At 54.8% G+C, this 16,911-nt stretch carries 27 protein-coding genes, 2 pseudogenes and 1 riboswitch; of the genes and pseudogenes, 8 read left to right on the top strand and 21 right to left on the bottom strand.

Features of this window, described 5'->3' with window-relative positions:
- Positions 1 to 108 precede the first annotated feature (108 nt).
- The 9 genes and pseudogenes from G7K71_RS20220 to G7K71_RS08875 form a co-directional block, all read right to left on the bottom strand.
- On the bottom strand, positions 109 to 366 hold the full coding sequence (locus G7K71_RS20220; protein ID WP_313885030.1) for a hypothetical protein: 258 nt from the start codon (positions 364 to 366) through the stop codon (positions 109 to 111).
- Positions 326 to 703: pseudogene (locus G7K71_RS20215) on the bottom strand (carbon monoxide dehydrogenase); the annotation flags it as partial. The gene G7K71_RS20220 and the pseudogene G7K71_RS20215, both read right to left, overlap by 41 nt.
- On the bottom strand, positions 702 to 833 hold the full coding sequence (locus G7K71_RS19855; RefSeq protein ID WP_279286339.1) for a hypothetical protein: 132 nt from the start codon (positions 831 to 833) through the stop codon (positions 702 to 704). The gene G7K71_RS19855 and the pseudogene G7K71_RS20215, both read right to left, overlap by 2 nt.
- A 397-nt stretch (positions 834 to 1,230) precedes the next feature.
- Positions 1,231 to 1,671, bottom strand: a complete 441-nt coding sequence (locus G7K71_RS08905; RefSeq protein ID WP_313884937.1) for a transcriptional repressor — start codon at positions 1,669 to 1,671, stop codon at positions 1,231 to 1,233.
- 101 nt (positions 1,672 to 1,772) lie between these two features.
- Positions 1,773 to 2,435, bottom strand: a complete 663-nt coding sequence (locus tag G7K71_RS08900) for a peroxiredoxin (RefSeq protein ID WP_313884936.1) — start codon at positions 2,433 to 2,435, stop codon at positions 1,773 to 1,775.
- Between the two features lie 649 nt (positions 2,436 to 3,084).
- A complete protein-coding gene (locus tag G7K71_RS08890; protein WP_166345376.1) occupies positions 3,085 to 3,591 on the bottom strand; it encodes a hypothetical protein in 507 nt (168 codons plus the stop codon).
- Positions 3,592 to 3,720: 129 nt separating this feature from the next.
- A riboswitch (cyclic di-GMP riboswitch) is annotated at positions 3,721 to 3,784 on the bottom strand.
- A gap of 64 nt (positions 3,785 to 3,848) precedes the next feature.
- Positions 3,849 to 4,079, bottom strand: coding sequence for a hypothetical protein (locus G7K71_RS08885; protein ID WP_166345373.1), 231 nt, complete (start codon positions 4,077 to 4,079; stop codon positions 3,849 to 3,851).
- Positions 4,080 to 4,126: 47 nt separating this feature from the next.
- A complete protein-coding gene (locus G7K71_RS08880; protein ID WP_166345370.1) occupies positions 4,127 to 4,732 on the bottom strand; it encodes a class I SAM-dependent methyltransferase in 606 nt (201 codons plus the stop codon).
- A 642-nt stretch (positions 4,733 to 5,374) separates the two neighbouring features.
- Entirely contained in the window at positions 5,375 to 5,650 is a 276-nt protein-coding gene (locus tag G7K71_RS08875; RefSeq protein WP_166345367.1) for an ASCH domain-containing protein, read from the bottom strand.
- Positions 5,651 to 6,229: 579 nt separating this feature from the next.
- Between G7K71_RS08875 and G7K71_RS08870 the strand changes: the two genes are divergently transcribed.
- From G7K71_RS08870 to G7K71_RS08860, 3 genes and pseudogenes are all read left to right on the top strand, one after another.
- Positions 6,230 to 6,580: a PadR family transcriptional regulator gene (locus G7K71_RS08870; RefSeq protein WP_166345364.1), complete on the top strand. Its 351-nt coding sequence runs from the start codon at positions 6,230 to 6,232 to the stop codon at positions 6,578 to 6,580.
- Positions 6,577 to 7,698, top strand: coding sequence for a hypothetical protein (locus G7K71_RS08865; protein WP_166345361.1), 1,122 nt, complete (start codon positions 6,577 to 6,579; stop codon positions 7,696 to 7,698). Before G7K71_RS08870 ends, G7K71_RS08865 begins: the two co-directional genes overlap by 4 nt.
- A 73-nt stretch (positions 7,699 to 7,771) precedes the next feature.
- Positions 7,772 to 8,077: pseudogene (locus tag G7K71_RS08860) on the top strand (transposase); the annotation flags it as partial.
- A 92-nt stretch (positions 8,078 to 8,169) separates the two neighbouring features.
- Here G7K71_RS08860 and G7K71_RS19850 read toward each other — a convergent pair.
- The 5 genes from G7K71_RS19850 to G7K71_RS20210 form a co-directional block, all read right to left on the bottom strand.
- Positions 8,170 to 8,331, bottom strand: a complete 162-nt coding sequence (locus G7K71_RS19850) for a type I restriction endonuclease (protein WP_166345356.1) — start codon at positions 8,329 to 8,331, stop codon at positions 8,170 to 8,172.
- A gap of 105 nt (positions 8,332 to 8,436) precedes the next feature.
- Complete coding sequence (locus G7K71_RS08850; protein ID WP_166345353.1) at positions 8,437 to 8,724, bottom strand: type I restriction endonuclease; 288 nt, start codon at positions 8,722 to 8,724, stop codon at positions 8,437 to 8,439.
- Between the two features lie 214 nt (positions 8,725 to 8,938).
- Positions 8,939 to 9,238 carry a hypothetical protein gene (locus G7K71_RS08845; RefSeq protein ID WP_166345350.1) on the bottom strand — a complete coding sequence of 100 codons (300 nt, stop codon included), beginning with the start codon at positions 9,236 to 9,238 and terminating at the stop codon, positions 8,939 to 8,941.
- A 143-nt stretch (positions 9,239 to 9,381) separates the two neighbouring features.
- Positions 9,382 to 9,510, bottom strand: coding sequence for a hypothetical protein (locus tag G7K71_RS19845; protein WP_279286313.1), 129 nt, complete (start codon positions 9,508 to 9,510; stop codon positions 9,382 to 9,384).
- A 167-nt stretch (positions 9,511 to 9,677) separates the two neighbouring features.
- Positions 9,678 to 9,788 (bottom strand): 4Fe-4S binding protein, encoded by a 111-nt coding sequence (locus tag G7K71_RS20210; RefSeq protein WP_166345347.1) that lies wholly within the window; start codon positions 9,786 to 9,788, stop codon positions 9,678 to 9,680.
- Positions 9,789 to 10,145: 357 nt separating this feature from the next.
- Here G7K71_RS20210 and G7K71_RS08835 point away from each other — a divergent pair, with 357 nt between their 5' ends.
- The 5 genes from G7K71_RS08835 (at position 10,146) to G7K71_RS08815 (ending at position 11,798) form a co-directional block, all read left to right on the top strand.
- The gene (locus G7K71_RS08835) at positions 10,146 to 10,583 is read left to right on the top strand and encodes an alkaline phosphatase (protein WP_166345344.1); all 438 of its coding nucleotides are present in this window, start codon (positions 10,146 to 10,148) and stop codon (positions 10,581 to 10,583) included.
- 75 nt (positions 10,584 to 10,658) lie between these two features.
- Positions 10,659 to 10,898 (top strand): DUF6364 family protein, encoded by a 240-nt coding sequence (locus G7K71_RS08830; RefSeq protein WP_166345342.1) that lies wholly within the window; start codon positions 10,659 to 10,661, stop codon positions 10,896 to 10,898.
- A gap of 24 nt (positions 10,899 to 10,922) precedes the next feature.
- On the top strand, positions 10,923 to 11,087 hold the full coding sequence (locus G7K71_RS08825; RefSeq protein ID WP_166345339.1) for a hypothetical protein: 165 nt from the start codon (positions 10,923 to 10,925) through the stop codon (positions 11,085 to 11,087).
- A gap of 77 nt (positions 11,088 to 11,164) precedes the next feature.
- Positions 11,165 to 11,416: an AbrB/MazE/SpoVT family DNA-binding domain-containing protein gene (locus G7K71_RS08820; protein WP_166345336.1), complete on the top strand. Its 252-nt coding sequence runs from the start codon at positions 11,165 to 11,167 to the stop codon at positions 11,414 to 11,416.
- Positions 11,388 to 11,798, top strand: a complete 411-nt coding sequence (locus tag G7K71_RS08815; protein ID WP_166345301.1) for a PIN domain-containing protein — start codon at positions 11,388 to 11,390, stop codon at positions 11,796 to 11,798. Before G7K71_RS08820 ends, G7K71_RS08815 begins: the two co-directional genes overlap by 29 nt.
- A gap of 161 nt (positions 11,799 to 11,959) precedes the next feature.
- Here the strand turns inward: G7K71_RS08815 and G7K71_RS08810 are convergent, their stop codons facing one another.
- The 7 genes from G7K71_RS08810 to G7K71_RS08790 form a co-directional block, all read right to left on the bottom strand.
- The gene (locus tag G7K71_RS08810) at positions 11,960 to 12,292 is read right to left on the bottom strand and encodes a PH domain-containing protein (protein ID WP_166345298.1); all 333 of its coding nucleotides are present in this window, start codon (positions 12,290 to 12,292) and stop codon (positions 11,960 to 11,962) included.
- Between the two features lie 230 nt (positions 12,293 to 12,522).
- Positions 12,523 to 13,230, bottom strand: a complete 708-nt coding sequence (locus G7K71_RS19380; protein ID WP_243174791.1) for an HD domain-containing phosphohydrolase — start codon at positions 13,228 to 13,230, stop codon at positions 12,523 to 12,525.
- Between the two features lie 23 nt (positions 13,231 to 13,253).
- Positions 13,254 to 13,886, bottom strand: coding sequence for a diguanylate cyclase (locus G7K71_RS19375; protein WP_243174790.1), 633 nt, complete (start codon positions 13,884 to 13,886; stop codon positions 13,254 to 13,256).
- Positions 13,864 to 14,118, bottom strand: coding sequence for a hypothetical protein (locus G7K71_RS19070; protein ID WP_207712822.1), 255 nt, complete (start codon positions 14,116 to 14,118; stop codon positions 13,864 to 13,866). Before G7K71_RS19070 ends, G7K71_RS19375 begins: the two co-directional genes overlap by 23 nt.
- Before the next feature lie 94 nt (positions 14,119 to 14,212).
- A complete protein-coding gene (locus G7K71_RS08800) occupies positions 14,213 to 14,419 on the bottom strand; it encodes an aspartyl-phosphate phosphatase Spo0E family protein (RefSeq protein ID WP_313884961.1) in 207 nt (68 codons plus the stop codon).
- 88 nt (positions 14,420 to 14,507) lie between these two features.
- Entirely contained in the window at positions 14,508 to 14,798 is a 291-nt protein-coding gene (locus tag G7K71_RS19840; protein ID WP_166345295.1) for an ASCH domain-containing protein, read from the bottom strand.
- A gap of 19 nt (positions 14,799 to 14,817) precedes the next feature.
- The gene (locus G7K71_RS08790) at positions 14,818 to 16,863 is read right to left on the bottom strand and encodes a TolB family protein (protein ID WP_166345292.1); all 2,046 of its coding nucleotides are present in this window, start codon (positions 16,861 to 16,863) and stop codon (positions 14,818 to 14,820) included.
- Positions 16,864 to 16,911 lie beyond the last annotated feature (48 nt).

Here is a 16,911-nt window from a genome sequence, read left to right as displayed (position 1 = left end):
GGCTCAGACAAAAAAGCCCGCTCCAGTTTCAGAGCGGGTGTATAAGATAGGGGGAAGTAGAAGGGATATCAGAAGCCCCCATTTCATCAAAAATTACGGACCCGGCGTCTAGATCCCCAGGGACGTCCTTCTTTGCTGGATAACCTGTTCCAGCTGCTCCGCCGCTTTCCCGGTTTCCCCTTCTACAATCACCCTGCCGCCGGTGAGCTTTTCCATCTCTTCCGTAAGCACCCGGGTGACCAGCTTGCTGCCGGTAATGAAGGGCGGCTGGGCCAGGTGCAGGGGCAGTCCCAGGGCGAGGCCGAAGGCGCCGTCGGCCAGGGCCGCAGATCTGGGCCACCATATACTGGCGGCAGACCTCCTCAATACCCGGCAGGGTGCAGTTAAATTCGCTGATCACCAGGTCTATGCCGCCGGTGGCCAGCAGCGCCTCACTGGTGAAGTTGTTGCCCGCATGGCCGGCGAACACCTCACCGCCCCGGGACTGGATGTCCTGACCCACACAGGTGCAGCCTACAATTTTAAAACCTCTGGCCCCGACCTGGCGGGCCAGTTCCATCGCCCAGGGCCGGGTCAGGCCTTCCTGGACCGGGCCGATCAGGGTATGCTGGTGACCGGTGACCATGATGTTGATGTAATCCGGGTCCACCACGCCAAAACCCACCGGCTGGGAGGACAGCTGTGGTTCCCCCAGCAGAATATCATATTCCCTGCAGGCCGAAACTGCATTTCGATTGCTGCCCGGACAGGCGGTGAAAGGCCGTTTCCACACCGTCCCGGCTGGAGATGAATTGAAAGAGGACTTCATCGGCAGAAGGGCAGATTTTTTTCACGGTAGTAATCCCTCCAAAAAATATTTTTATTTTCAGGCTGGATGGCCAGCCAGTCAGGCAGGGTTTTGGTGGTGCAAAGAGTGCAAAATATACTATAACGGTAGATATTATGGGTAAATGGTTTCTCTTATGGATACAAGAATGATGAAGAAGAGCAGGGTTCCAGAAAATCAGTACCATTCGGGTATAGTTTTAATCCTGTAAACAGCCCGCCTTGAAGCGGGCGTCGGCTGCCCGTGGTTGGCAGGGGTTCTTTTTAACCGTCCGGGCAACCTTTTACAAGCCCATTATTAGGAGTGGTAAAGTCCCTTCTATTGCCCTAATAACTCTAAACTTTATCTGGTTCACTTTCAAGCATGTTTTAGCTTGCTTACTTTCGCCTGTAAAGGGCTTTAACCTATTTTTGACATGCAGGGCAGAGGCCGTAAAAATCAACGGTAAAGGTTTCAACCCAGAAGCCTTCTATGTTTCTGGGGGGCGTTAGAGCTGGCAACTCGACTGGTAAATCGTAAACCCTGCCGCAGCTGCGGCAAAGAAAATGATTGTGAGGTTTAGGATCCGGATCAAAACGCTTCCGCTCAGAGTCGATAGTAAGCTCCTGGATTTCCCCCTCCCGTCGAAGCACTTCTAAAGTTCCGTAAACCGTAGCCAGGGAGAGAGAGGGCAGGCGCGGCTTAAGCTCCCGGAAAATCTCCTCCGCCGAAGGATGAGAAGTATTTCCTTCCAAAAAAGCCAAAATGGCCAGACGCTGCGGGGTAGCACGCAAGCCGAAGCGCTTGAGCCTTTCGGCCAGGGCTGGTATGTATTCCTTTTTTTCCTTAGAGCTGCCTCGTTCCACAGCCCTCGTCCCTCCCGAGTACAAGTATTGGTAAGGAATATCCTGGCGTTTGACCCCGGGGCTTCTTGTTAAAACTTTTTAAAAGCGATGCAACTGCCCGCTTAACTTAATTTCCGGTAGCAGAACCACCAATCGTAGCAAGTGTACGTCTTCTGCCTTTCCCTGGCCGTCTGCTCGTCGGTGGGAGGCGGTATGATGACTGCATCCCCGATGAGCTCGTTCTGCGGCCAGTCCGCCGGCATGGCCGCCCCGTTGGCATCAGAGGTCTGCAAGGCCCTGACGATCCGCAAAATTTCGCCAATGTTGCGACCGACCTCCTGTGGATAATAGAGAATGACCCGGATGATCCCCTTGTCGTCTACCACGAAGACCGACCGCACTGTATTAGTCCCCTTGGCCGGGTGGATCATGCCGAGTTCAGCCGCGATCTGCCCGGTATCGGCAATTATGGGAAATGGAATTTCCACGCCCAGATTATCCTTGATCCACTCTGCCCACTTGATATGGGAAAACACCTGGTCTACGGAAAGGCCAATCAATTCGCAGTTGAGTTCCTTAAACTCCTGATGTTTCCTGGCGAAGGCCACAAACTCTGTGGTGCACACTGGAGTGAAATCGGCTGGATGGCTGAAGAGGATAAACCAGCGCCCTGCGTAGTCATGCGGCAGCGTCCGCTTTCCATGGGTGCTCTGAACTGTTAGCTCCGGAAAAGGCTCACCTATAAGAGGGGAGTATCGTTCCACTTTGTCCTGTAATTTTGCCACTGTCAAAACCTCCTTGTAATGATTTCAAATTTATATTTATTACAAATTATAATATTAACTCTTTCTCTTGTCAAGCTCATTTTCTGCAATGATTCGCATCAAACTCCGGGAACCGGCTAAAGAAAATTTGCCGTACTATAGAAAGCCCGGACTATTGAAACATTATCCCTTACCAGGAACAATGAAAAAAACAGTTCTTCCCTTTTATACCCAGCGTCCGGCCCACCGCTTCGGCGTACACCGCCGTGGCGATGGCGTGGTAGTACAGCGTTTCCTGCCAGGCCAGCATTTGAATGGCCAGTTGTTACAAAAAGAAAAAGCCGGATGCCCCGGAAAAGGGGCACCCGGCCCACGGAAAAATACCTGCCCACCGGCTTAACCACCGGATCTTTTGGCACCGGCTTGAGTACCGGCCCCGGAGCAGGCTGCGGCCCCGGTACGATTACCGTTCCTTCGGAGACTCCAGCTTCTGCCCGGGTACAAATTTCGAGGCTCTGGTGGCTTCAGCGGCTTGTACCCAGGCTTCTTCGGAAGTTCGGGCAGAAAAACACGATGCTACCCCCAAAAAAGAAGCCCGACATAAAGCCGGGTTGAAAAGGAAAGAAGGTGTTTTTAAAACTGGCTTATCCGTCCGCGCCCGCGTCTTCATTTAAGTACCGGCATTGCGCCCGGCCCCGCCGAAACGGTTTGGCCCTACCGTCGTACGGTTGACATTTGCCCTTATTCGCTCAGCCATGATCTGCTTGCACTGGTCGGCCTGCGCTTGTGTAATCCTGCCATCCTTAAGCAGTTGGTCGATTTGAGAGCTTCGCTGGCTGACTATAAAGTTGATCAGCTGTTCCTCACTTATACCTTTTTCGGCTGCAATCTCAACCAACGACTTGCCGGAGTGACGTGCAGTAATTAACGCAGATACATCCATTCCCAGGAACTGCGCCACCGACGTATTCATCGAGCCCGCTGCCCGCCCCAGAGCCGCACCAGCCATTATGCCTGCACCGGTGGTATTTGGTCCGGCTGCTTGCACATTATACTTACCTGCCCATGCTGGCGGACCGCCCGCAGCCATTGCTTTCCCGGCAGGTAACCCCGCCAAAAGCATTCCACTGAACAACCCTGCTGCACTTACCATTGTTATCCATTTTTTAATTTTCATGATTGGTCCCCCTTTCAGGTTAGCTTTACCAGAAATTATACCTGGCAGGATTTAAGAATTTGTGACTAAAATGTTACAAATTCGTTACAAAATTGAGCACTCGGTACACCCTTTTTCTGCCACACCTGTTCTTCCAACTTTAGGCCCCCTGGCTTTGCGCCCCCGGCTTTCGCCGGGTTTGCCTTTGGTGGGGACTCCTTTTAAATTTAGAATACGGCATGTGAAAAATATTGCGCGGGCTGGGCACAAGACACGGACTAGCGGGAAACCACCCGGGGCGAATGGAACCCACCGGATTTCCGTCTCGCGTAGACCACCCGGACCACGTGGCCGTAACAACTGTCCGCACCCATTACCCCAACATGGAAAACCATGACGCTGTTCGCTCCCAGCTCCCGGATGGCCTTAATATGGTGGTACACCTTGCCGTCCACGAAGGGGGAAGTGTGATACTCAACACATGATGCAAGCCCGGATGGTTGTTTCATTTCCCAGTTAATCCCAATGTATCAACCCATATCCAACTTAGCACAGTTTATGCAAAACGCCTTTTTCGCATTAGGCAAACCCAGGCTCTAGGCGGGTTTGGGCGGTTAGATCCAAAATGACTTGAAACGAGTGAAAGGATTTCGAAGTAGGGCTCTACAGAGTTAACAATATCTCTGGCAGTCCGCTGTGGTGGACCTGGGCCATCACGTTGCTCATCGGCGTTGCCAACAATACTCAACCATAAACCATCTTTTTCTAAATGAGCAGCTACATTTTCAGCAAAGCTCTTCCGCTCTTCATCCGAATTTAATGAATGAAAACAACCTCTATCAAACACAAAGCCAAATGGCGCCCCTTCAATTTTGTTCATAAGGAAGTCAATCACAATAAAGGTACATTTGACATTAGCTTTTGAAGCTTTCTCTATAGCCTTCTGTATTGCAATTTCCGAAGTATCAATACCTATCACATCGAAGTTTTTTTGGGAAAGCCATATGGAGTTATCGCCAGTTCCGCATCCAATATCCAGTGCTTTACAGGGTTTTATGGCCATCGCAGTCACAGTCTGAATAAGGTTGAAATCGGGTTTGCCAATATCCCAAGGAGTATCGCCTGTTTCATATCTTTTCTTGTAACGTTCCTCTATCGTCATTCTGTCTTCACCTCCTCCCTTCTGGTACCTGCTTAAATTTTACACGGCCTCAGCCAAAATTCCAATATTAACATCTCCCCCAAAGGCATTCCCTTTAAAGTTTTATCTAAATATTCAGCAGGAAACTTACATAAATTTAGTAGTTAGCACTTCAACAAGGAACCCCGAAAAACCTCTCCATTTATAGATTTTTTAAAGTTGAGAAACACCGGCAGCCACATCTTTCGCCTTTCTACACCTCGATTTTCCGGTAAAGTTCCGGAGCCATGCGGACAAGGAGGCGGCACAAAAACGCCTCCACCGCCAGGATGACTCCCAGAACCGCCAGAGAACCCGCCCACCAGGGCAGGTGAAAGGATAAAAACCGTCAAGGCGGTACCTGCCGCCAGGAGAACGCTTGCGCTCAACATGAAAAACAGTACGTTTAAGTTCCCCTGTATCGCTATCTGAGGAATTTCCCAGCCCAGGCTGGGCCGGATTAAATCAATCAGCAACCCGCCGGTGTTAATGACGTCCATTTCGGCAACGCTGAGCTAGCAAAAAAGCAACGGGTACTTTTTGTGGATTTTTGTCGAATTGTCCGGCAAACAGGGTCAAAAAAATTTGACCAGACACGGACGTTTGAAATACTAACCGTAAGCCTTACACCAGCTCAAACTCCACCATCCAAACATCAACATCCGGGTTCCAGAACCCGTATATCCGTTCGAACGCCTCCCGGTACCCCTCCACTGACGGGTAGCTTTCCTTCCAGGCGTCATCCTCCGTGATCTCGCCCAGCCGCTCCCGCCGGACGGCGGTCACCCTCACGTAAGTGAACGGTACCACCCGGTGATTTAACCTGCACTGGTAGACGGAGCCGGCATTCCACGAAGAACAAAAGGCCGGGTTTCCCCGAAAAGGACATCCGGCCCTCAAATACCGCCTCCCCACTGGCTGACTGCTGATCCTCCAATATCGGCTCCGGGTTAGGATACGCCAAGAGTACATATCTTCACCACTCCGTCGGATAAAGGAGCCGTGCTACCGGCGAAGTAAGCCGGTGATTTTCTGTAGTGCCGTTCGCATAAGTCGCTAAAACTGTGAGTAAAGAAGCACTAATTGTCCAATCTTAGGGGGTCAGCCCGCCCGTTCGCTGAGCATCATGCGGGCGATCCTTTATTTTCTTGCTCCTCAAGAGGGAAAACCTCCAGGAATTTGGCGCGGAGTGGATTTTGGGAACGTATCCAAACTTCAATCCAGACTCCATCATGACCCCGAACAATCACCGGATCAATGCAGTGGTCTACCCTTCGGGCTCAAAGCACCAAGTAAAGTTCGAATTCTCTTCGCCAGCCGCATCTGGAGTAATTCAACACAAACCCATTTTCATCCTCTGATGGTGTCACCCGTCAAGGGTGACATGAGGGGTCTTGCAATGCAAGGTTTTGAATGTTATAATGTCCCTGGCTATCTTGCAAAACAAGACATTTTGGTCAGGCAAAGAGGCGTAAATATATGGAAAAAAGAGGTTCACAACTGCTGAAAGGGGTACTTGATATGTGCCTCCTGGCTCTCATAAACGAAGAATCTTGTTATGGTTATGAAATGGTGCGCAAGATGCAACAACGGGGACTGGAACTGGTCAGCGAGGGTAGCATCTATCCCCTGTTAAGCCGGTTGGAAAAGGCCGGGTACATCGAGGGCTACCTGGTTTCCTCCCGGGAAGGCCCCAAACGAAAGTATTACCGGATACTTCCCGCCGGCCAGGAAAAGCTGCGGGTTTGGGCCGCCGAATGGCATTCTTTCGCGGGCGGAGTCGAGAAAGTACTGCGGGCCACCGGCCTTGAAAGGGGGAGCGAATTGTGAAAAATGATGAATATAATGATCGGCCGGACACCGTGAAGGAAGTCGTTGAAAGCTGTCAGGCATACTGGGTGTTGAGCGGGTTACCCCGCCAGCGCGTGAACGAGATGAAACTGGAACTGGAACAGCATCTGCGGGAGGCGCTTGCCGACGGAAAAACAGTCGAAGTCGTGGTGGGCGCAGATGTAAACGCCTTTGCTGCCGCCTGGATGAAAGAGGTACGCACATCAAAAACCTTGGGGGAACATATACTGGACTGGAGTTTCCTCCTCCTGCTCGCCGCCATGGTGGTCCTGCCGTGGCAGCATCTGGTATTCCGGACAACATCCTTTCCAGTTTACTGGGGTACGCTTGCTGCTATCGGTCTCATTATCCTGGGAACCAGGGTGTTATTAAAGCCCGGCCTTCTGTCCGGCGCTTTGTTTCGCAGTCCCCAGCAGTGGCGGAAAATCCTGGCGATCAGCATCTTTTGGGTCTTTATAACAGCCATTTCAGTTTTCATCTGGTTCCATATGCTTTCCGGCCGGCAGCCGGTCCTTTTTTACTGGCCCTGGCCGGCGACGGTAGTGCTGGTACTGCTGGCCGGCATCGTCTCCTGGATCGCTTTCCGGCGGGACCCGACACGCCCCCTGCCGTTTGAAGAAGAAGAAAATGAGATCGCTGCGCAAGAGACAACTTCGTCCTTTTCCGGGAAATGCAAGCGCATCTGGATCAGTGTCGGCCCCTACGTCATGGTGTGGGGTGTAATCGCCGACATGTACCTTATTGGCAGGGAGTTTAGTAGAGAGATAGATATGCTTGTACTATTATTCTGGCTGATTGTCGTTCCGGCCAGCCTTCGTTCGGGCAATTTGACCCGAAAGCTGACCCTGCCTATACTGCCCTTTATCGGGTTTGCCGTTACATACCACCTATCCGGCATAATCCCTTGGGACAACCGGGGTGAACTCCTCGATATTCTTATAATACCTTTACTTATATTGTTGACGGCTGGAACATATTGGTTTCTTCGCAGGAAAATGCGGCTGCTTTTCTGGACCTATCTTATTATAACTATTTTCTCTATGGCCGCTGCTATTTTAGGATGGCTGGGAATTGTGCCGTGGTTGATATCAATTTAACAGGAATTCGGCAAGTAAAACCAAAGAATCCAGTAATGGCGGGCCTTGCAGCCGAGATTTAGTGAAAGAAATGGAAGAGGTCCGGCGTTGGTACAACAAGCGCGCCAATGTGGAGAACAAGATCGACGAGCTGACCCACCTTCGGTGGGTGCCCCCCGGTCTTGGCCTTGACCAGAACAGCCAGCACGCTATGGTAAAGAATAAGGTTTTCATGTGGATCAAGGTCCTGGCCTGCAACCTGGTGAACTGGTTCCGGCAGGCACTGTTGCCGGAAAACACGGCCCGGACCGAGGTATCCACCATCAGGAGACGCATCATCAACATACCGGCTAACATTGTGGGCAGCGGCCGATACCGGCATATCAGGCTGGCACCCAATCGCTGATTGGAACAGGTTATCTGCTTCGGGATAGCAAAGTCAAGAAAGTCCGCAAGAGATTTACTCCATCAATAATTTGGTATGATGTCTCTCTAATTTTCCCATGACGTCCGCTTATAGTTCTGAAGCTGCCGGAATGCCCCTTTGATGGTCGCGGTCGCGTCCGCCGGGTTCTTAAGCTCGATTACCCCCAGCGGCAGGCCGTTTACGAAAACTACGATGTCCGCCCGCCGGTTGTATTCGCCAGTCACCACCGTAACTGGTTTACTGCCAACCAGTCGTTATTCTCCGGGTCCGCAAAATCAAAAAGCCGGGCAAAATCGCCCTGCCGCTCCCCTCCGGGCCGACCACCCCCACCTTCACCCCGTCCCACAGCATCCGGTGAAAGCGCCGGTTGTTCTCGGCCAAATTGGGCGAATCAGCTCCTGCCGCAGCGCATCTTCCATCGCTTCGTCCGACAGGTGCGGGTTGAGCCGCGCCAGCGCCTCCCGCAAGCGCCCCACCAGCACCACGTCCCGGAACGAACCCCGCTCCGGCCGTTCCCCGCCCGGGCTGATCTCCGGCCTAAACGCCGTCTCGTAGCCGAGCTCAGCTAACCACTGGAGCGCCGCCTGTTCGATGAGGGACTCGTTGATTGTAGGAATCACCGTGAAACTCAGCCTCCCCTTAGTAGGAGCAAGTTTAATTTAACAAGACAAGAATTTGTAAAAAACTATTTTTTTCACAAACTCCGAATTTAATAATAGTAGCTCATCTGCCAAGCGTAGAAGGAGTAACAGTGCCGCCCGGCGGGACGGCATCAGCCTTTCAGGCTGCTTTCATACTCCGCCTGCAGCTTTTTACTGGTCGCCCCCATAAAAATTAGATAATAGTACGCTTTTCCTCTTCCGGCGTGCCATTCGCCGCGTTGATGAGCGCGGCGTCCGTAAAGCCCGGCCAGTAGGCGAAAAGCTCGTCCCAGGCCACGGCGCCGTGATCACCGAAGGTAAAGTCCTCGGTCAGGGGCCCAATGCTCTCCACCACCTGATCAAGGCCGCTGCCGTCAGGCCGCACCAGCCACAGGCTGGCCTTGTTTTCACCGTCCAGGCGTGCAAAAAGAATGTACCGACCGGTGATTTCGGATCGACCTACCTCACGTTTTCCTTTCGAATATAAATTCACAATGTACATCTTAGTGTTTGGTTTACGCAGCCAAAAATAAGGCTCTCTTTGAAAGAATTATAGTTATTGTACCTCCTCCACAGGTCAAATCCAAATTTGAGTGCTAAAAACTGGGGCTGTCCCTTTCCTGCTTTCCGCAGTTGTTACAGCTGCGCCAGATACTGCGCGACGATGATCCTTATTCGCCCGTCGCGGTCCGGAAAGTAAAGATTTTCGTACCCGAGCTTCGCCACCAACTCCTTCAGCCACCCCTGTCCAGTGACCAGCCCCACAAAGAAAAAACGCCCCCTAAAACAAGGCTGAGCCCACCCGCCATGTCAATCACCCGGCTCCACCTCCCAAAACATAAAGAACGCCTTTAACCTCCAGGTGCAACTCGCCCCGTTCGCCGTTTTCCGCCCGCGACATGTTCCCCGCTCCCTCCGCGCCCGCGCCAACCTCAGGCAATGACCCCGGTGGGGCAGACCAGCCGGCATTCCATACACAGAATACATTCTGTGTCCCGGACTTTCTTTCCCTGGCTAATGACGCTAATGACAATGATGAACACAATAAAAGGCCCATACAACTCACCTGCCGGTCATTCCTCCTGAAGCTGCGGCATTTCCCTGGCCTGCAGGGCTGCGGGCGGCACTTTTTCATAATCAGCCCTGGACCTGCGGTCTTTTACGTAAACGCTACCCGGCAGGGACTTGGCGTAGCGTTTGAGCTGAGCCGCCTTCTCCGCAATTTTTTTCGGGTCGTACAGGCAATCGCGGTCTTCGAGGCAGCCTGAAAGCCGCTCACCTGCTCCACCTCGTGGAATTTCACCAGGTCAAAATAAAGGAGCACCACCGGCCTTGACTTCTGGAGGTTTTCCCGAACCTTTCCGGCCAGGCCGGGGTCCTTCAGGCTGTGGTTCCGGAATATGGTCCCTCTTTTAAAGCCGGGAAAAGCAATCAAGGAGGCCAAACCGGGCAGGTTAAATTATGTTGTTGGTCCGATGATTAGCAAGCGGGCTCATATCGGCTGGACTACCAACGGCCACACCGGCGAAGATGTGGTTCTGTACGTGTACTCGCCGACCGGCGACCGGCCCACGGGTGTGATAGAAAACACGGATATAGCTAAGTACATGGAGAGAATACTGGGCCTTAACTTACAGGAAACCACCAAAAAGCTCTTCGTGCCGGCAGAAGCCGCTTTCCCGGCCAGGGGCGCCAGGGTGAAATGGAATCATACGAATGGGTTCCCAAAGCACCTGATTTTGTCAATATTAAAATACCATGACAAAGGTAACAGCTCTGCACTTCCTTCAATGCTGAACGGAATACCCGCAAAAGGGATTTTTCATCTGCCCGCCTGATCCGGGAAATTATGCCGGACGACTTGATTTATCACGCAAATAAGTGATACACTCAGTCACGTGAAGGTGGAGCATGTGGAGTACCAGAATGTTACCCTTTCGCTACCTAAGGAAGTGCTGCGCCGGGCGAAACATATCGCTATTGAGCGGGAGACCTCGCTCTCCGGTCTTCTCACCCAGTTACTCGAGGACCTCACGCGCAGGGAAGACGAATACCGAAGGGTAAAGGAGTACCACCTGGCCATGATGGACGAGTTTGACCTGGCGACAAAGGGAAACGCCACGTGGACCAGGGGTGATCTCCATGACCGGTAAAAATGGCGACCGGCAGGTAGACGGATGGCTGTAAAGACACAGCATAACCTGGCAGCTTTTGCGGGCCTATCCCCCAAAAGGGGGATTTTTACCCGCAGGCCTCTTGAGGGTGTTAATGGCAAGTGTGGCCGGTTTTTCGGCCACCGCTGGCGGGATACGGGGTGGTTCTGGCGGCAGATCTTCATTTAGAAGATGCTTTACAAGTTAGAGGTTTTGCTTTACAATACACAAAAAGTAAACTTTTTGTCTCATGGAGGTAAAGTTTAGTGTTCGCTAAGATTTCAAAAAAAGGCCAGATTACCTTGCCTGCCGAGGTCAGGAAACTTTTGAACCTCCGTCCCGGGGCGCGCGTCCGGTTCGTGGTCGAGAAGGATGCCGCGCGGATTCTCCCAGCCGAAGGGGGAATCGAGACACTCAAAGGCGCCGTTAAGGTTTCAGCGCCGCAGGATTTCAAAGCCGCCCGCCATAAAGCAATGGAGGAACGCAGCCGTGAGAAAAGTGCGCGCACTCGACGCTAACGTTATCCTCCGCTTTCTGACTAATGATGTTCCGGAGCAGGCAAACCGTTGCGCTGAGCTATTGAAGCGGATTGAAGCCGGTACCGAAGAAGTCTGGTTGCCCGACCTTGTCCTGGCAGATATCATCTGGACCCTGGAAAAATTTTATAAACAGCCTAAGAAACAGATCCGTGAGCTGCTCATCCCCATTCTCAACCTGCGTAGCTTGCGCTTTTCGAGCAAGAAAACGGCTCAAAAGGCCCTCCAACTTTATGTAGAAAAGAACCTCGATTGGACCGATGCTGTTATCGCCGCGCAGATGCTTGCCCGCAAGCAGAGCGAGATTTATTCGTATGACAGAGACTTCGACAAACTGGAAGGTGTTACCCGGCTGGAACCTTGAGAGGTCTCTCTGGTGTGCTTTCTTCCTGCACTTGCGGCAGCGTTACCTCCGGCGCGTTTGCCGCCTCCGGCGGTAAAACCACCCTATCACAGCCTCAGCACCTCCCCACTCCGGCAGCCTTCAACTGCGGCCCGTACCCCCGGACGCGCCAGGCAGCACCACTAACCCGCAGTGCCGTTAAGCCGGGTCCGCAGCGCACCGCAAAACCTCTGCGGTTCCGCCGGAGAAAGAAAGTACGGTTCCCGGTCGGTCTCCAGCACAACCATCTCGTTCTGCCAAGACGTGGCGTAGACCCTGATCCACCCCAGGCACTCCACCTTGAACCGGCCGAAATAGCCGAAGAGCCCCCACGGCGGGTAGGAGCCCAACCGTACGATGGCGAAAGGCGGCCCGGCAAAACGCTGCGTCGCAACGTTCTTCACTTGCGTGTAAGGCACGAACACCGGGCGAACCAGACGCCTGGTGATCCTTATTCCCTGGGCGCGTAAAGGCAAAGAAAACCGCCATCAGCAACACTGTCATCAGCACTATGCCGCACAGAACGACTAAGAAACCCGGCAGTTCCGCCGGGTCGGATACGCCGACTGCTACGCCCACCAGGGAAAGGACACCAGGGGGAATAATCAGCAGCAACAGGGCGTTTCTGGTCTCCGGGTCGGCAGGCGCCAGGGCGAATTTCTCCTCTGCCGGGTGCAGCTTGGCCACAAGCATCTCTCCCTTTATCCTACACATTCTTTTCCGTGCAGCTTTCCCTCTCTCCCGCCAGCAACCTCATAAAAATCTCCACCAGCTGCGGGTCAAACTGGCTCCCTGCACACTTCTTCAGTTCCTCCAGAGCCTCTTCGTGCGACATTGCACCGCGGTAGGGGCGATCCGATGTCATCGCGTCGTAGGCGTCGACTACGGCCAGGATACGGCTCAAGAGGTGGATCTGCTCCCCCTTCAGTCCCAGGGGATAGCCCCGCCCGTCCCACCGCTCGTGATGCTGGAGAATGTAAGGGGCCACCGGGGCCAGCTCGCCGGAGGAGAGAGCAATGCGGTACCCCACCTCGGAATGGCGCTGGATCTGCTTTCTTTCTTCCTCCGTCAGAGGACCGGGCTTAAAAAGAATGTGGTCCGGCACTCCCAGCTTGCCGATGTCGTGCATCTCCACCAGGAGTCGCAGGCCGTCCATTTCTTCACGCGAGAGCCCTACTGCTTCCCCCAGCATGCAGGCAATCTCTTTCATGCGCTCCGTGTTGTGGAAATCCTTCTCCGCCAGGGCTGCCTTGAGGGCACGGATCACCGCCGCCCGCGGATCTTTCCCGCTGGCAAGCTTGTTCACGTACATCGCGTCGTCTGCTTCCTTGTAGACTTCCCACAGCCGGCGCGAAGCATTTTCTGCCGTCGCCACACCCACGGAGATGCTCAAAGGGAGATCCGGATGCTGCATGTTGTCCTTTTCAACGGCCTCATTTATGCGCTTGCCACTTCTTCCGCCGTCTTCCGGTCTGTTTGGGGCAGGATTACAGCAAACTCGTCCCCGCCGACCCGGGCCACCACGTCGGAACCCCGGACGCAGCTCGCAATTACTCTGGCCGCACGGCGCAATAACTCGTCACCCTGCTCGTGCCCCAGCATGTCGTTGACCACTTTCAAGCCGTCCAGATCGCATAAAATGAGGCTGACAGGAAAAGAGCGTCCCCTGTCCAGCCGGCGCAGCTCTTCCTCGAAGAAAGCACGGTTGTACAGCCCGGTGAGGGCATCGCGGGTGCTGCAGCGCCTAAGTTCATCCTCCATCTTTTTGCGCTCACCGATATCGCGGATACACTGGACTGCCCCTAAGAGGTTCCCCTTGTCGTCGTAAATTGGGGCCACGAGCGTCCAGAAGTAAAGCCCCCTGCCGCCGCAGGCGAAAGGAGCGAAACCTTCGCCGACAAGAATATGGCCCTTTAATTCGATTTTATCGTACTGCTGTCCCCACTGTGTACCATTGCCGAGCAGGATGTTGGCGAGGATGGGTCTTTTCTCCCCGTAAAACGGGACTGCGTAAGCGTATTCTCCCCTGCCCAGTATTTCTTCTCTCTTAACCCCCGTCATTTCTTCCATGGCCCGGTTCCACACGAGCACCTTTCCTTTCGCGGTCAACGGCAAGGGTGGCATCCGGGAGGGAATCAATGATTCTTTCGAAGAGGTCCAGCCTTTCCACCAATTTTTCCGGCAGGAGTTTACTGCTGGCGCCGAGCAGGAGTTCAAGAAACTTCTTCGCCGCTTCGGCTTTTTCCTCTGGCAGAGCGTCCACCAGCCGGTAAAGTTCGTCTTTTCCTCGACCCGGGTTCACGCAATCCACCGCTCCTTTTGAACACTTTTCTCCGGATGTTTTTTTATTTTTCGGGGAACAAAATCCTGCCCCGGAATAGAGAAGAAACAGACGGTTATTCCCCGCCGCGGCCTCCGATGCCCATGGGCCGAGCTTTAGCCTGGTAGTACTCTAAGATCAGCTTATCCACCTTCCGGCTGGCCGCCAGGAGTTTCTCTTTGTCGCCGGGATCGACGGCCACCAATTCTCTCCTGGCTTTTTCCAGCCGCAGGATCGCCCTGCCGAGATCCAGCAAAAACTTCCCCCTTTCGCCAACTTGCACCAGATTCAATTGGACCACTTCCTGGAAAGAGCGTCAAGGGGAACACTGTCGAACGGTGTCGGCAGGGTCAAACTTTTCCCTGTGTGCGTCAAGCCAGCTCGAACTCCACCACCCATACCCCGGCGTCCGGATCCCAGAAGCCGTATATCTTCTCGAACGCCTTCCGGCATGCTCCCATCGATGAGCAGCCCTCCCTGTGGGCATCCTCCTTTGTAATGCTATCCAGCCGCTCCCGCCGGACGGCGGTAATTCTCACGTAAGCGAACGGTGCTACCCAGTAGCTTAGCCTGCATTGGTATAAAAAGCCGTTTTGCCACCGCTCCTCGCCCGGCCGCCAGGCCTGGACACATTTATCTTTTTCTGTCAGCGCCCTGCCCACAAATTCCTCAAAAGACGGGTTACAGAAACCGCAGCGAAGCGGCGAAATCCCGGATGTGTTTTGCGTCCCCGTACAGGATAAAGTAGTGGTATTTCTCACCCGTGATCGCCACGGGCCACGGGTAAAGCACCACGCAGCAGGCCCCGGCCCCCATGCCCAGCTCCGGCGACGGGAAGACGAAATACCCCTCCCTGCCGTTGACCGTGGTTTTTTCCAACCGCGGCCTTTCGCCATAGGGCTTCAGCTTGTGGGAAGCCTCGTTTCGCGCCACCTCCTCGGGCGTCAAGCCCTCCCCGTTCATCGCACCCAGCGAGAAAAAGCCGTCGTTGCCGCCGCAGCTTGCCGGGATGCCTGCAACGTCGCCGTAACCCGGGCGCGGCCGCCAGTGACGCGGGAATTCAAGGTACACTCCGTATGCCGGGTTCAGATAAGGCACTTTTGTCCCAAAAACCGTTTCCTCGTCCAGGTGGCGCAAAATCTCCGTCCTGATCACCCTGCCGTTTAAGTCAAGGAACCGGTCGGCAGGGATGTTAGTTGCCGGTTCGATGAAAACCCGCAACCTGAGGTAGAACCCGGGCTTATCATCACTTTCAAGCTTATCCACCCGGAAATCCACCGCCGACTTCCCGCTCCGGTCAACGATGATCTTTGCCCAGGGGTACTTCGCCAGGAGCTTCTTCGCTTCCGGCGTGCTCTTCGCGGCATTGATGAGCGCGGTGTCGGCAACGCCCGGCCAGTAGGCGAAAAGCTCGTTCCAGGTCACGGCACCGTAATAGCCGAAGGTAAAGTCCCCGGTCAGGAGCCCGATACTCTCCACCACCTGCTCAAGGCCGCTACCGTCGGGTTGCACCAGCCACAGGCTGGCCTTGTTTTCACCGTCGAGCCGCACGAAAAGTATGTACCGGCCGTCGGCCGAGAAAAACGGCCGCTCGTCGCGGTAGGCCGGGTCGTTCGTAAGCCGGCGCGGCTTCCCGCCGTCGGTGCCCACCACCCAGAGCCTGCGCGACGCCAGACCTTGACGCAACGTCTGCTCGTACCCGCCCGCATCCTTGACTTCCGGCCCCGCGCTGTAAACCAGGAGCTTTCCGTCCGGGGAAAAGGCGGGATCAACCGCCGCCTGGCCGGTACCGGTCGGGTAGGCAAGCCTGCCGGACCTGAAATCGTAGACGGTGAGACGCTTGTTTACCCATGTCTCTCGCCCCGCGCCGACAATGATCGCCAGCTTCCCCGGCGCGGTGACCAGAAAGCTGGGCCGCACGAGGACGGCGCTCTCCCAGTCCCAATCCTTCCCTATGAGGGGGACGGGTTCCTCGCAACCGTCCGCCGGAGCCAGGCCGAGAGGGAGGCCGTCGGCCTCGATGGAAGCCGCACAGGGTCCGCGCCACAAGATGACCATCTCCCCGTCGGGCGACCAGCCCACCAGCCGCGGCACCTCACCCACCACGCCCCTTTCCCGGTCGAAGCGCAGGCGGGAGATGTACACCCGTGCCACGGCGCCCGAAGCGGCGTCTACCTTCCAGATGCCTGCCTGGCCCGCCTCACTCTGACCCACCTTCAACCGCTCAAAAGCCACCCAATTGCCGTCCGGCGACCAGGCGATGCGCCCGAGGTCAAAACCGGCCTCCCGCTTCACTAGGACGCGGGGCCTCTCCTTCGCCGGCTCGCCCAAGCAAAGTTCCCCGCCTGCGGTGCAGGCAAAGACGTCCGCCACCGGGGACCAGGCGAACTCGTCCACCCTTTGCGCCACGCGGCGGGCCTCACCCCTACCGACCCCGACCAGCCACAGGTCTTCGCCACGGCGGAAAAGCAGCCACCTGCCCGTCGGCGACCAGGCAGGGCGGGAAATATTCTCCCCGGCGGCCAGCTGTCTCGCCTTTCCGTTGGGCAAATCTTTAACCCAGAGCTTTCCTTCGGCCACCCAGGCCACCCTGCCGGCAGTGGGCGGCTTGCCGCCTGAACTGAGGTCGGAAATCCTCCACCGAACCGCCAGGATGCCGAGCACCGATGCTGCAACGACCAAAAACAAAACCGCCAGAAAACCTGGTTTTTTCCAGATACCGCGCACAGTTTCCCTCTCCCCCAACTACAAAACGCTCCTTCCCGGGCAACCGGC

Origin of the sequence: Desulfofundulus sp. TPOSR, assembly GCF_011393055.1 — a bacterium.
Taxonomy (GTDB): domain Bacteria; phylum Bacillota; class Desulfotomaculia; order Desulfotomaculales; family Desulfovirgulaceae; genus Desulfofundulus; species Desulfofundulus kuznetsovii.
This window is presented reverse-complemented; position numbering and strand designations above follow the sequence as displayed.

What these genes read in the sequence shown, in the direction of transcription:
- G7K71_RS08890 (WP_166345376.1), bottom strand. Translation starts at nt 3,591, where the DNA reads ATGAAAATTAAAAAATGGATAACAATGGTAAGTGCAGCAGGGTTGTTC.
- G7K71_RS08885 (WP_166345373.1), bottom strand. Translation starts at nt 4,079, where the DNA reads ATGAAACAACCATCCGGGCTTGCATCATGTGTTGAGTATCACACTTCC.
- G7K71_RS08880 (WP_166345370.1), bottom strand. Translation starts at nt 4,732, where the DNA reads ATGACGATAGAGGAACGTTACAAGAAAAGATATGAAACAGGCGATACT.
- G7K71_RS08870 (WP_166345364.1), top strand. Translation starts at nt 6,230, where the DNA reads ATGGAAAAAAGAGGTTCACAACTGCTGAAAGGGGTACTTGATATGTGC.
- G7K71_RS08835 (WP_166345344.1), top strand. Translation starts at nt 10,146, where the DNA reads ATGGTCCCTCTTTTAAAGCCGGGAAAAGCAATCAAGGAGGCCAAACCG.
- G7K71_RS08825 (WP_166345339.1), top strand. Translation starts at nt 10,923, where the DNA reads ATGGCTGTAAAGACACAGCATAACCTGGCAGCTTTTGCGGGCCTATCC.
- G7K71_RS19380 (WP_243174791.1), bottom strand. Translation starts at nt 13,230, where the DNA reads ATGCAGCATCCGGATCTCCCTTTGAGCATCTCCGTGGGTGTGGCGACG.
- G7K71_RS19375 (WP_243174790.1), bottom strand. Translation starts at nt 13,886, where the DNA reads ATGGAAGAAATGACGGGGGTTAAGAGAGAAGAAATACTGGGCAGGGGA.